The organism is Collinsella sp. AF11-11 (assembly GCF_003465485.1).
Classification (GTDB): Bacteria; Actinomycetota; Coriobacteriia; order Coriobacteriales; family Coriobacteriaceae; genus Collinsella.
This window is the reverse complement of record NZ_QSAS01000005.1, coordinates 1-13,276: the sequence shown is the minus strand read 5'-3', so window position 1 is coordinate 13,276 and position 13,276 is coordinate 1. Positions and strand designations below refer to the sequence as shown.

The 13,276-nt window shown below is 58.7% G+C and carries 9 protein-coding genes; 7 read left to right on the top strand and 2 right to left on the bottom strand.

The window, feature by feature from the left end:
• The first annotated feature begins 144 nt into the window (after positions 1-144).
• A complete protein-coding gene (gene nifJ, locus DWV58_RS04740) occupies positions 145-3,684 on the top strand; it encodes a pyruvate:ferredoxin (flavodoxin) oxidoreductase (RefSeq protein ID WP_117776362.1) in 3,540 nt (1,179 codons plus the stop codon).
• A gap of 435 nt (positions 3,685-4,119) precedes the next feature.
• Here the strand turns inward: nifJ and DWV58_RS04735 are convergent, their stop codons facing one another.
• The gene (locus tag DWV58_RS04735; RefSeq protein ID WP_117584183.1) at positions 4,120-5,481 is read right to left on the bottom strand and encodes an ATP-binding protein; all 1,362 of its coding nucleotides are present in this window, start codon (positions 5,479-5,481) and stop codon (positions 4,120-4,122) included.
• A gap of 107 nt (positions 5,482-5,588) precedes the next feature.
• Positions 5,589-5,738: a hypothetical protein gene (locus DWV58_RS09850; protein ID WP_158551673.1), complete on the bottom strand. Its 150-nt coding sequence runs from the start codon at positions 5,736-5,738 to the stop codon at positions 5,589-5,591.
• 435 nt (positions 5,739-6,173) lie between these two features.
• Here DWV58_RS09850 and arcC point away from each other — a divergent pair, with 435 nt between their 5' ends.
• The 6 genes from arcC (at position 6,174) to DWV58_RS04705 (ending at position 13,066) form a co-directional block, all read left to right on the top strand.
• Positions 6,174-7,136, top strand: a complete 963-nt coding sequence (gene arcC / locus DWV58_RS04730; protein WP_006235166.1) for a carbamate kinase — start codon at positions 6,174-6,176, stop codon at positions 7,134-7,136.
• Between the two features lie 433 nt (positions 7,137-7,569).
• Positions 7,570-9,465, top strand: a complete 1,896-nt coding sequence (locus tag DWV58_RS04725) for a BglG family transcription antiterminator (protein ID WP_117648558.1) — start codon at positions 7,570-7,572, stop codon at positions 9,463-9,465.
• Between the two features lie 119 nt (positions 9,466-9,584).
• A complete protein-coding gene (locus DWV58_RS04720) occupies positions 9,585-9,911 on the top strand; it encodes a PTS lactose/cellobiose transporter subunit IIA (protein ID WP_117648559.1) in 327 nt (108 codons plus the stop codon).
• A gap of 46 nt (positions 9,912-9,957) precedes the next feature.
• Positions 9,958-10,251 (top strand): PTS sugar transporter subunit IIB, encoded by a 294-nt coding sequence (locus tag DWV58_RS04715; RefSeq protein ID WP_117648560.1) that lies wholly within the window; start codon positions 9,958-9,960, stop codon positions 10,249-10,251.
• A 9-nt stretch (positions 10,252-10,260) separates the two neighbouring features.
• Positions 10,261-11,610 carry a PTS sugar transporter subunit IIC gene (locus tag DWV58_RS04710; RefSeq protein ID WP_117776361.1) on the top strand — a complete coding sequence of 450 codons (1,350 nt, stop codon included), beginning with the start codon at positions 10,261-10,263 and terminating at the stop codon, positions 11,608-11,610.
• A 1-nt stretch (position 11,611) separates the two neighbouring features.
• Entirely contained in the window at positions 11,612-13,066 is a 1,455-nt protein-coding gene (locus DWV58_RS04705) for a family 1 glycosylhydrolase (protein WP_117776360.1), read from the top strand.
• Positions 13,067-13,276 lie beyond the last annotated feature (210 nt).

Here is a 13,276-nt window from a genome sequence, read left to right as displayed (position 1 = left end):
CGCCTCGGCATGCCTTCTCTCCACGCCATGTACCTGCTGCTGAGTCCGCCTGTCAGATGATCGGAAGCAACAACGAAAATCCCATCACGCCAACATCCCGGCGATCGCCGGGGCCTGTATACCTATATGAGAGGAGAGGGGTATATGGCGCGTAAGTTTAAGTCTATGGACGGCAACGAGGCGGCCGCATATGTTTCGTATGCGTACACCGAGGTAGCGGGAATTTATCCCATTACGCCGTCCAGCCCGATGGCCGACCATGTCGACCAGTGGGCGGCCCAGGGTCGCAAGAACATCTTCGGCACCCCGGTCAAGGTCGTCGAGATGGAGTCCGAGGCGGGTGCAGCCGGTACCGTTCACGGTTCGCTGGGCGCCGGTGCTCTGACCACCACCTACACGGCTTCTCAGGGCCTGCTCCTGATGATCCCGAACATGTACAAGATCGCGGGCGAGCAGCTCCCGGGCGTCTTCCACGTCTCCGCGCGTTGCGTCGCTTCCCACGCCCTGAACATCTTTGGCGATCACTCCGACGTCATGGCTTGCCGTCAGACCGGCTTCGCCATGCTCGCCGAGGGCAACGTCCAGGAGGTCATGGACCTCTCGCCGGTGGCTCACCTTGCCGCCATCGAGGGTAAGACCCCGTTCCTTAACTTCTTCGACGGCTTCCGCACCAGCCACGAGATCCAGAAGGTCGCCATGTGGGACTACAAGGATCTGGCCGAGATGTGCGACATGGACGCCGTCCAGGCTTTCCGCGATCACGCGCTCAACCCTGAGCACCCGCACACTCGCGGTAGCCACGAGAACGGCGACATCTTCTTCCAGAACCGCGAGGCCTGCAACAAGGTCTACGACGAGCTTCCCGCCGTTGTCGAGGGCTACATGAAGAAGATCAACGAGAAGCTCGGCACCGATTACGGCCTGTTCAACTACTACGGCGCTCCCGATGCCGATCGCGTCGTCGTGTGCATGGGCTCCTTCTGCGACGTGCTCGAGGAAGTCATCGACTACCTCAACGCTCACGGCGAGAAGGTCGGCCTGGTCAAGGTTCGCCTGTTCCGTCCGTTCTCCATCAAGCACTTTGTCGACGTTCTCCCCGAGACCGTCCAGAAGATCGCCGTTATGGACCGCACCAAGGAGCCGGGTTCCATCGGCGAGCCGCTCTACCAGGACGTCGTCTCCGCCCTCTACGAGGCCGGCAAGACGGGCATCAAGGTCGTCGGCGGCCGTTACGGCCTGGGCAGCAAGGACACGCCTCCCGCGTCCGCGTTCGCTGTCTTCGAGGAGCTTAAGAAGGACGAGCCCAAGCGCGAGTTCACCATCGGCATTGTCGATGACGTGACCAATCTGAGCCTGCCCGAGGCCGAGGATGCGCCCAACACCGCGGCTCCCGGCACCATCGAGTGCAAGTTCTGGGGTCTGGGTGGCGACGGTACCGTCGGCGCCAACAAGAACTCGATCAAGATCATCGGCGACCACACCGACAAGTACGTCCAGGCCTACTTCCAGTACGACTCCAAGAAGACCGGCGGCGTCACCGTCTCGCACCTGCGCTTTGGTGATTCCCCAATCCGCTCGCCGTACTACGTGACCAAGGCCGACTTTGTTGCCTGCCACAACCCCAGCTACATCGTTAAGGGCTTCAAGATGGTCCGCGACGTCAAGCCGGGCGGCACCTTCCTGGTCAACTGCCAGTGGAGCGACGAGGAGTTCGCCGAGCACATGCCCGCCGTGGCCAAGCGCTACATCGCGAACAACAACGTCAACGTCTACCTGATCGACGCTATCGACCTGGCCGCCAAGGTCGGCATGGGCAAGCGCACCAACACGGTGCTCCAGTCCGCCTTCTTCGCGCTGGCCAAGGTCCTGCCCGCCGAGGACGCCCTGCAGTACATGAAGGACGCGGCCACCAAGTCCTACATGAAGAAGGGCCAGGCCATCGTCGACGCCAACCACAAGGCCATCGATGCCGGCGCTACCGCCTTCCGTAAGTTCGAGGTTCCGGCCGACTGGGCAACTGCCGAGGATGCCGCTCCCGTCGAGCTCTCCGAGGAGACCAAGTCCGCCATCGCCCAGCAGGTCAAGAACCTGCTCGAGCCCATCGATCGCATGGATGGCGACAGCCTGCCCGTTTCCGCCTTTGTCGATTGCGCCGACGGCCAGTTTGAGCTGGGCGCCTCCGCATACGAGAAGCGCGGCGTCGCCGTGGTCGTTCCTCACTGGGACGAGACCAAGTGCATCCAGTGCAACCAGTGCGCCTATGTGTGCCCGCATGCCACCATCCGTCCGTTCGCGATGACCGAGGACGAGGCTGCCGCCGCGCCCGAGGCTACCCGCACGCTCGACGCCATGGGCCCCAAGGCCAAGGGCATGAAGTTCACCATGGCCGTGTCCCCGCTCGACTGCATGGGCTGCACCAACTGCGTCAAGGTCTGCCCCAAGGGCGCCCTCGAGATGGTTCCCACCGAGCAGGAGATGGACCAGCAGCCCGTTTGGGACTACATGGTCGAGAACGTCTCCGAGAAGAAGGAGCTCATCGCGGCCAACGTCAAGGGCAGCCAGTTTAAGCAGCCCTACCTGGAGTTCTCCGGCTCCTGCGCCGGCTGCGCCGAGACCGCCTATGCACGTCTGGTGACCCAGGTCGCCGGCGACCGCATGTTCATCTCCAACGCCACCGGCTGCTCCTCCATTTGGGGCAACCCCGCTGCCACCGCTCCTTACTGCAAGGACAAGGACGGTCACGGCCCGGCGTGGAACAACTCCCTGTTCGAGGACAATGCCGAGCACGGTCTGGGCATGGCCGTCGGTTACGAGGCCGTTCAGAAGAAGCTGATCGCTGCTACGCAAGAGATCATCGCCGCTGACGGTCCGTCCGACGAGCTCAAGGCCGCCGGTCAGGCTTGGATCGACTCCGTCAACGACGCCGAGGCTTCCAAGACCGCTGCCGCTGCCTACGTTGCCGAGCTCGAGAAGTGCGGCTGCGACGCTTCCAAGGCGATCCTCGCCGACAAGGCTTACCTCACCAAGAAGTCCTTCTGGATTTTCGGCGGCGACGGTTGGGCCTACGATATCGGCTTCGGTGGCCTGGACCACGTCCTGGCTTCCGGCCACAACGTCAACGTCTTCGTCTTCGACACCGAGGTCTACTCCAACACCGGCGGTCAGGCCTCCAAGGCCTCGAACCTGGGCCAGGTTGCTCAGTTCGCCGCTGCCGGTAAGGTGACCAAGAAGAAGTCTCTGGCCGAGATTGCCATGAGCTACGGCTATGTCTACGTGGCGCAGGTCGCCATGGGCGCCAACCCGGCTCAGACCCTCAAGGCCATCCACGAGGCCGAGGCCTACGACGGTCCGTCCCTCATCATCGGCTACAGCCCCTGCGAGATGCACTCCATCAAGAAGGGCGGCATGCAGAACTGCCAGGCCGAGATGAAGAAGGCTGTCGAGTGCGGTTACTGGAACCTCTTCCGCTTCAACCCCGAGGCTGCTGCCGGCAAGAAGTTCTCGCTCGATTCCAAGGAGCCCGCGGGCGGTTATCAGGAGTTCCTGATGAACGAGGCCCGTTACGCTTCGCTGACGCGTTCCTTCCCCGAGCGCGCCGAGGAGCTCTTCAAGGAGAACGAGCAGGCCGCTATGGATCGCTACGCTCACCTGCTGAAGCTCAAGACGGTGTACAACGAGGCCTAGGTCTCCCACCGCAGGATCTGAGGGCTAACCTTCGCGGACGTCCTCGGACATGAAAGAACCCCCGCTGCGCACTACGTGCGGCGGGGGTTCTTTCGTCCTGCGGAGTGTCCGCGAAGGTTAGCCCTCAGATCCTGCTACGACTACGTCCTCGGATTGTGGGGCTGAATGAAGGACGTGGCTGTGGGGGTGCCTTGTCCCGGTCGCTGTTTCGCGGCGTGGCCGCGAAACCACGCGCCACTTTGGGCATGGAGGGCTAGCTGATTGTGGCCTTCTGCTGCCCCAGTGCTGTTTCGCGCTTTGCGCGAAACATCGCAGCACTTTGGGCATAGTGGGGGAGTTGGTTGTCGCTGCCTTCTATCCCCTTGCTGTTTCGCGCCTTTGGCGCGAAAGGCGCAGTACTTTGGGCGTGGGGGCTGGCTTGCGGACTCAGATGACCTAGAGAGATATGGGTGCAAACGAGAAATCGTTGTTGGGGTCGTCCTTTTCCATAAACTCATCGAGACAGAATGTCATATAGATTGGAACGTAAAGGATCTTGCCCTCTTTGCAAAGGTTTTCGTGGCTCAGCACAACGGCCTCGGGAATTTTGTACTCGCCCACACTCATCAAACGGTCGAGGGCTGCATGTGCTCGAACTTTCTTGCCCGATTTGACTTCGATTGGGACAACATGCCCGCGGGCACCTTCGATTACAAAGTCGACTTCACCGACCTCACGCGTTTGGTAGTACCACGTATCTGCTCCGAGGGCAACGAGTTCCTGTGCGACCACGTTCTCATAGAGGCCGCCGAGGTTGGGGGTTTTCATGTCAAGGTAGACGGCGCGTGCCGTGCTGCCGGGATACCGCGATGCGAGCATACCTGTATCGGACTCGTATAGTTTAAAGGCCGTCGTTTTCTCCGTCCTCTTGAGAGGACTTCGTGCCTCCGTCACCTGGGGGACCATCAATCCAACGCCTGCGTTCACCAGCCATAGGAAATCCTGCTCGTATTTTTGAAGACGAGCTCCCTCGCCTAGAGACGAGACGATAAAGCGATGGGACTCCGCCTCAAGCTGAACGGGAATTTGCTCGAAAATGGAGCGAACGTTAAACGCTCGAGTCGATGCATATTTAGAGATATCGCTTTTGTACTGATCGACTAGCTGAATTTGAAGCTCACGCGTTCTCACGAGCGAATAGCCCGAATCGATATAGTTCTGAACGACCTCCGGCATGCCGCCGCAAACGATATAGGCTCTAAAGTTTTTGAGCATCGCCTCATGAATATAGTTTTCGACGGGACGTCTCTCGACAAGGCGGCTGCGAATATCTGCAAGCACATTTTCGCTGACGCTGTTTGCCCAACAAAACTCTTCAAAATCCATCGGCCGCATAACAATGTGCTCGACATACCCTACCGGAAAAGAAGAGATCCCCTTAAACTCAGTCCCAAGCATAGACCCCGAGAAGACATAGCTAAAGCGTCCGTCCTCGACCAGCGCCTTCATAAGTGTAACGATCTGCGGATACTCCTGAATCTCATCGACGAAGATAAGCGTGTCTCCTTCAACAAGCGGTGCATCCGCAAGAAGGGCCACACGGTTGATGAAGTCAATGGAGTTCTTAGCGCCAACAAGTACGTCTCTTGCCTCGGCATCAAGTAGCAGATTGACCTCATAATACGAAGCGTAGTTGCTCTTTCCAAACGCGCGAATCGCATAGCTCTTGCCAATCTGACGCGCACCGGTAACAAGCAGGGCCTTATGGGAGTTATTCTTCCAGCTCAAAAGCCTATCAGTGACCTTGCGGCGTAGCATTAAAACACCTCATTGACAAAAATTGGCAAATAGATTTGCCCCTAATCATACAAAAATTGACAAATAGATTTGACCCAAATCATACAAAAATTGGCAAATAGCAAAGCTCACTTAGGCCTCAAAGCCAGCGAGCCAGCACGGTACTTTGCGAAAAGGCTGGCGGCGCCGTTGTTGAGGGTGGCCAGGTTGGCAGTGGCGCCGTTAGCGTTCTCGGCTGCTTGGGCGCGCAGGAGCGAAAGGGCGTCGGCAGCGTTCATGCAGAAGCCGACGGTAAAGTTCCATACTGCGAACTCGCAGTCGCTTGCCGCGGGGTGAAGCGCGATCGGCTATCCCTTATGTTGGATGAAAAGCCCCATGTTTTTGCAGGGGTGCATACTCGTCAAATTAATGTATAGAATCGCGTATAGTGCGAGTAAGATATTGCGCTGTCCGTTTTGTGTTTAGCAAAGATATAGTTTGCATAATCTGGTCTAATCCCTGCTCTATTTAAATAAAGTTGCACGTAAATGGCGTAGATATGCCTGAACTGGGCTTCTTTACGCTGAGCGGGTAAAATCGACCGTTCGCCGCTTAGGTATTTTCAAAATGAATAAAATGAGCGATAAAGAGAATATAAACCTTAATAAACTCGCGTATCGCACGGACGCGGGTTATTAATGGGTTGTAGGCCTTTTACAGAAAGGATTCCAGCAATGTCTAAGCCTCTTGGCAAGCCCGATCGTATTGTCGTCGCCCTCGGCGGCAACGCCCTCGGCAACAACCCCGTCGAGCAGATCGAGGCCGTGAGCAACACCGCCCACGCTCTCCTTGGTCTTATCGAGCAGGGCAACGAGATCATCATCACCCACGGCAACGGCCCGCAGGTCGGCATGATCCAGAACGCCTTCGCCGCTGCCCACGATGCCATCGGTACCCCCGAGATGCCGCTGCCCGAGTGCGGCGCCATGTCCCAGGGCTACATCGGCTACCACCTGCAGCAGGGCATCGGCCGCGAGATGCACAAGCGCTATAAGCGTTGGCACGCCGCCACCGTCGTCACCCAGATCGAGTGCGATCCCGACGATCCCGCGTTCAAGAATCCGACCAAGCCGATCGGCCCCTTCTACACCGAGGAGCAGGCCAAGGAGTTCATGGCCGAGGATCCCTCCAAGGTCTTCGTCGAGGATTCCGGCCGCGGCTGGCGTCGCGTCGTCGCTTCCCCCGATCCCAAGAAGATCGTCGAGGCTGACTCCATCCTCAACCTGCTCGACAACGAGTTCATCGTCATCGCCTGCGGTGGCGGCGGCATCCCCGTCGTCCGCGACTACGAGAACAAGGGCTGCTACAAGGGCGTTCCCGCCGTCATCGACAAGGACCTGGGCGGCGAGCTGCTGGCCGAGGACTGCGACGCCGACGTTCTGTTCCTGCTGACCGCCGTTGAGCATGTCGCCATCAACTTTGGCAAGCCCAACCAGGAGGAGCTCGAGGACCTCACCGCCGACGAGGCCGAGCGCCTGGCCGACGAGGGCCAGTTCGGCAAGGGTTCCATGGAGCCCAAGGTTCGCGCTGCCATCAAGTTCGCGCGTTCCCGCAAGGGCCGCACCTGCATCATCGGTGCTCTGGACAAGGCCGCCGAGACCATGGCCGGCCTCTCCGGTACCCGCATCCACGAGTAGTCTCTACTCTGTTGCCTCTCTCGTGGGCGCCAGGCAAAGCGCCCACAAACTAGCCTCTCTTCATGAGCCCCGCAGTCCGCTCCGACTGCGGGGCTTTTGCTATTCACCTAGTCATTGGGGACAAACCCGGCACTTGGGGACGGTCCTTTCCTGCCGGCAGTTTGGGACAGTCCTTAATAGCCATTGGGGACGTTCTTAAACGACTAGTCAAACAACAACGTTCACAACGACTACTCATTTAAGTCTGTCCCCAATGACTGCCCAATGGCTGGGAAGGCGCATCCCACACCGACGCATTGCCTTCGGGCCCTCTCCCCAGGCTCTCCATAGCTCAGCTGGACTCCCCGCAACCTGTTCCGAGTTGGCGGAACGAGCGCGACGTGGAGTGTCATTCTTTACCGCGTTAGACTAGACGCAGGGAAAGGAGGAGGACATGGATGCTCGCGTCAAGCAGCTTGTAAATATGATCGAGGACGCTCAGCCTGTCGCTGTCGCGGTACTTGCCAAGCGTCTCGAGGTAAGCGAGCGCGCCGTGAGAAACTATATCCATCGCGCAAACGACAGCCTTGCAGGGGTTGCACGCATCGTTGGCAGCAAGGGGCAGTATCGTATCGATGTTGCACGTGCAGATGAGCTTGCTCGCTTGCTAGACGGTGCGGCTCTGGCCCATCCGGGCATTCCTGATACGCGCGACGGCCGTGTGTCCTTCCTTCTTAACGACCTCCTCATGCGGTCCCAGTGGGTGACGATTGAGGAGTATGCGGATTTACTCTACGTTTCGGCGCGAACTCTGTCCAATGACATGCGTCTGGTAGAGCAGAAACTCGCCCAATTTGACTTAACGCTCGAAAAGCGCCCACGCTACGGAATCCGCGTTGCGGGCGGGGAGTCACAACGGCGCCTGTGCCTGGCCTCGCTGGTGAGGCCCGTGTTGCCCGACACCGACGATGCAAAGCTCGCCGAGCGCCTGCGGGCCATCGCCGCATGTGTGGACGATGCCCTGACGGCCTCGCCCGTCACGGTGAGCTCGCTGGCATCCCGCAATCTCATCATGCATCTTTACATTGCTCTTGGCCGCATCGAGCAGGGCTGCTATGTCCCAGCTGCAGAATCGGACGTTCAAAAACTGGAGGGAACGCGCGAATACGCCGCGGCTTTCCAGATTGCCGCAAACATCAAGGATGCCCTGGGCGTGAGCATGCCCCGAGAAGAGGTTGCCTTTATCGCAATCCATTTGCTCGGCAGGGGCACGGGCGTGCCCGAGAAGGGCTCTGCCGTTATCTCGGACGAGATGTGGGAGATTGCTTCCGAGATGGTACGTGCGGTCAACGATGAGTTTAGGTTTGACTTTAGCGGCGATCTTGAACTTCGCATGAACCTTGCTCGGCATATCGGCCCTCTGGGCTATCGCCTTGAATATCACATGCATATGGATAACCCCATGCTGCCCGATATCAAGACGAGGTTTCCGTTGGCCTATTCGATGGCAGCTGGCACCTCGCAGGTACTCGAGCGTCATTTTGGCAGCCAGCCCTCTGATGAAGAGCTCGGCTACATCGCCATGGCATTTGCCCTGGCCCTCGAGCAGCAAGCCGACCAGCCGCGTCGCAAGCGCATCCTGATCGTGTGCGCCTCGGGAGCGGGAAGCGCCCGCATGCTCGAGCACCAGTACCGCAAGCAGTTTGGCATGTATATCGATTCGATTGAGACATGCGATGTCGCCCGCGTGGGAACGTTCGATTTTTCGCACATCGACTACGTGTTCACAACGGTGCCGCTCAACGTCAAGTTGCCCGTGCCCGTCCGCGAGGCCGATTTCTTCTTGGAGACGAGCGATGTCAACGCTATCCGCAAGGTGCTGAGCGACGACACTGCGCAATCGGACTCCGTAAGCTCTTTCTTTAGCCGTGCCCTGTTCTTCAACCGCGTTGAGGCGCCGTCGAAGCAGGCCGTTCTCCGATATCTCTCCGAGCGCGCCGTCGAGAGCGGCCGTGTCGATGCCCAGTTTGCCCAAGAGGTCGCCGAGCGCGAGAGCGCGAGTGCCACCTCGTTTGGCAATGGGGTAGCCATGCCCCATGGGATGCATCCCTTGAGCGCCGAGGCCTTTGTTACCGTGGGCCTGCTCGAACATCCCATTCTTTGGGACGAATACGGCCATGAGGTCGATATCGTCTTTATGGTGTCGTTTGCCCGGTCGGGCGGCGATGAGGCGCGGATCTTGAGCTCACTGCTCGCCGAGATCTTTATGGACCGCCAGGGGGTCGAGCGCCTACGCGAGCGCCGGTCCTGGCATGAGCTGATGGCGCTTGTGCAAGCGCATACGGCTTAAGACTTCTTTTGTCGATAACCCTGTCTGTCTACCTGCAATAAACCTCGAGGATTGCGGGCGGGAGATAGGCGTTTCGAATATTCAAGTACAAACCAAACATCACGGGAGAGGAGACCGTTATGGACGATCAGGGAACCGAGATGGTTTCGTTTCAGCTGGTCGCTGCAGCGGGAGAGGCACGCAGCCTTGCCTTCGAAGCCCTTGAAAAGGCAAAAGCGGGGGATTTTGACGCCGCCGCCAAACTCATGAAGCAGTCAAAGGATGCGGGAATCAAGGCTCACCACATCCAAACGCAGCTGCTTTCGACTGAGGCAGCGGGCGAGCATCTGTCGGTGGATGTGTTGCTGGTCCATGCTCAGGACCACCTCATGTGCTCCATGCTTGCTCAGGAGCTCGTGCAGGAGCTGATCTGCCTGTATGAGTGCACTGCAACCAAGAACGCCTAGCGGCGTGCGGTGACTATCCAACCAATCAATGCGAAGGGAATCCCTTATGAAGATCCTTCTTGTTTGCGCAGCTGGTCTGTCTACAAGCATTCTGATGAAGAAACTCGAGAAATATGCGGAGCAAAACGGCATCGAGCTCGATATCGATGCGGTGGGTATCGGCGAGTATCAGGAGACGTGCGCCAATTATGACGTGCTGCTCTTGGGGCCGCAGGTGTCCTACCAGCTCAACACCGTCAAGCAGGGGAGCGGTAAGCCGACCGCGGTCATCCCCGCACAGGACTACGGCATGGGCAACGCCGCCAACGTGCTGGCACTCGCCCAGTCGCTGTTGGGTTAGGAGGCAACCATGGAGAAGTTCATGACCCTGCTTCAGGAAAAACTGACCCCTATCGCCAATTTCTGCGGCACCGAGCGCCACTTTGCCTCCATGCAAAAGGGCTTTATGAGCGCGATCAGCTTCATCTTGGTATCTGCCGTCTTTATGATCCTCGCCAACCCGCCGGTCACGGCCGACCTGGTGGCGCAGGGCGGGTTCTGGTCCGTCTTTGGCCCTTGGCTCGATTTTGCGACGGCCAATAAGCTCACGCTGCTCATCCCCTTCAATATGACGATGGGCATACTGTCGGTGATCGTGACGTTCGCAATCGCCTATAACCTGGCGGGCACCTACAAGATGCCCAAGCTTAACGCCGGCATGACCTCGCTGGTGATGTTCCTGATCGCCGCGGCGCCGTCGTCCTACTACCAGCTTGCTGACGAGTCCGTGCTCCAGGCGGTCCCCTGCACCTATCTGGGTGCGCAGGGCCTGTTTACCGCCATCATCGTTGCCTTGGTCTCCGTCGAGGTCACGCGCTTCTGCCAGACCAAGGGCATCACCATCAAGATGCCCGATGGCGTGCCGCCGTTTTTGTCCGAAACCTTTGGCGCCATCGTACCTATGCTCGCCAACATCCTCATCTTCTTTGGCGGCAACCTGCTGATCCAGATGATCGATCCCGCGCTGTCCATCCCCTCGGTTATCGAGAAGCTGCTCGCTGCCCCGCTTTCCGTCGCAGTTGACTCTGTGCCCGGCGCACTGCTTATCTGCTTCATGACGCTGCTGTTTTGGTGCTTTGGCGTCCACGGCAACATGATCGTAATGCCCATCACCGCCCCGGTCTCGCTTGCCGCCTTTGCCGCCAACGCCTCGCTCTATGCTGCCGGGCAGCCGCTTGAGTTCCACCCGGTGCTCATGTCGTTGGCCATCAACCTCATCGGCGGCACGGGTAATACGTTCTCTTTTGTGGCGCTCTGCGCGTTTAGGGCAAAGTCGCAGCAGCTCAAGGCATTTGGCAGGGCATCGATCGTGCCGAGCTTCTTCCGTATCTCCGAGCCCGCGATCTTCGGCGCGCCCATCATCTTCAACCCGATCCTCATGATTCCGTTTGTGCTAGGCGGCATGATCTCGGCCCTGCTGTATTGGGGTGCGGTCTCACTGGGTCTTGTCTCTAACTTCTACATCTTGGTGAGCGGCACGTTCCCCATCTTCGTTCAGGGCTTTGTCCAGTGCCTCGACCCGCGCATCTGGGTGTTTACGATCGTTTTGATCGTGGTCATGGCTGTGGTCTGGTACCCGTTCTTTAAGGTGTACGATAACCAGCTCCTGGCTCAGGAGCAGGAGAACGCCGCGGCAGCTTCTGCCGAGGATGCTGAGTAGCATGAGTTACTTTGACAGAACGTCTGCCGCCGGTATGCCCGAGGGCTTTTTGTGGGGTGGTGCCCTCGCCGCCAACCAGGCCGAAGGGGGCTGGAACGAGGGCGGCCGCGGCATGTCGCACTCCGACCTGATCCCACAGGGTTCCGACCGCTGGGATGTAATGTTTGGCAGGCAAAAGCCCGTGGACGATCCGGACAGGCTGTATCCATGCCGCTGGGGCAACGACTTCTTCCATCATTGGCACGAGGATGTCGAGCTCTTTGCCGAGATGGGCTTTAAGTGCCTGCGTCTTTCAATTTGCTGGAGCCGTATTTTTCCCACAGGGATGGAGACCGAGCCCAACGGCGAGGGCTTGGAGTTTTACCGTCAGGTATTCGAGGCGCTGCGCGAGCATGGAATCGAGCCGCTTGTGACGCTGTCGCACTACGACTATCCGTTGGCTCTGGTCGAGCGCTATGGTGGCTGGCAAAGCCGAGAGATGATCGAGCGGTATGCGCACTACGTCGAGACCGTCGGACGCGCGTACCAGGGCCTCGTGCGTTATTGGCTTACGTTCAACGAGATCAACAGCGTGGCGCTGTCCTATCTCAACGCGGGTGTCACGCTCGAGGATGAGCGTGACCGTGCAGCCGTGACCGCGGCGTTCTCGCACCATATGTTTATGGCGAGCGCTCGCGCTGTCGAGATTCTGCACAAGATCGATCCCGCAAACAAGGTGGGTTGCATGGTCGCTGCCGGTGCGACCTATCCGTACCGTTGTGCGCCCGAGGACGTATGGCTTGCGTATGAGGAGGACCGCGGCCGCTACTTCTACACAGACGTGATGGCTGCGGGCGCCTATCCTGCTTGGAAGCTGCGTGCACTCGAGAAAGAGGGTGTTCACGTGCCCTTTGAGCCGGGCGATACGGAGTATCTGGCAGAGCATACGGTCGACTTCATCTCGTTCTCGTACTATTGCTCGCGCTTGGTGTGCGCCGATGATCAGGTGATCGCCGAGAAGGCGGAGGGCAACGTGTTCCCGACGTTGCGCAATCCGTACCTCAAGGATAAAGAGACTGCCTGGAAGTGGCAGATCGATGCGCTGGGTTTGCGCGTGACGCTTGCCGGCTACCACGATCGTTACCATCTTCCGCTCTTTATCGCCGAGAACGGTGTGGGCGGACTCGATGCGCTGGAAGACGGCAAAGTCCACGATGCGTATCATATTGATTACCTGCGAAGGCATATTCTTGCGCTGCGCGATGCAATTGTCGAGGACGGTGTTGACCTGATGGGATACACGCCGTGGGGCTGTATCGATTTGGTGTCGGCCTCGACGGGGCAGATGAAGAAGCGCTATGGCTTTGTTTATGTCGATGCCGATGATACGGGCAAAGGCACGTTCGATCGCTACCGAAAGGACAGCTTCTGCTGGTATCAAAAGGTCATTGCATCAAATGGCGAGGACTTGAGTTAACCCTTGCAAGCCTGCTGCCCCCGTGGCCCGTTTCGGCCGCGGGGGCTTTTGCTATTTACCTAGTCCCCGATGAGACCCTCATTCTGTGGGTAGTCATTGGGGACGTTCTTAAAAGACTAGTCATTTAAGTCTGTCCCCAATGACTGCGGAAACCCGGCACTTGGGGACGTTCCTTTTAATATGAGCAGGACATTGTCAAGAGGCAAAATC

Excerpts from the sequence above, each read along its gene's own strand:
- nifJ (WP_117776362.1), top strand. The coding sequence starts at position 145 with ATGGCGCGTAAGTTTAAGTCTATGGACGGCAACGAGGCGGCCGCATAT.
- arcC (WP_006235166.1), top strand. The coding sequence starts at position 6,174 with ATGTCTAAGCCTCTTGGCAAGCCCGATCGTATTGTCGTCGCCCTCGGC.
- DWV58_RS04735 (WP_117584183.1), bottom strand. The coding sequence starts at position 5,481 with ATGCTACGCCGCAAGGTCACTGATAGGCTTTTGAGCTGGAAGAATAAC.
- DWV58_RS04705 (WP_117776360.1), top strand. The coding sequence starts at position 11,612 with ATGAGTTACTTTGACAGAACGTCTGCCGCCGGTATGCCCGAGGGCTTT.
- DWV58_RS04725 (WP_117648558.1), top strand. The coding sequence starts at position 7,570 with ATGGATGCTCGCGTCAAGCAGCTTGTAAATATGATCGAGGACGCTCAG.
- DWV58_RS09850 (WP_158551673.1), bottom strand. The coding sequence starts at position 5,738 with ATGAACGCTGCCGACGCCCTTTCGCTCCTGCGCGCCCAAGCAGCCGAG.
- DWV58_RS04720 (WP_117648559.1), top strand. The coding sequence starts at position 9,585 with ATGGACGATCAGGGAACCGAGATGGTTTCGTTTCAGCTGGTCGCTGCA.
- DWV58_RS04715 (WP_117648560.1), top strand. The coding sequence starts at position 9,958 with ATGAAGATCCTTCTTGTTTGCGCAGCTGGTCTGTCTACAAGCATTCTG.
- DWV58_RS04710 (WP_117776361.1), top strand. The coding sequence starts at position 10,261 with ATGGAGAAGTTCATGACCCTGCTTCAGGAAAAACTGACCCCTATCGCC.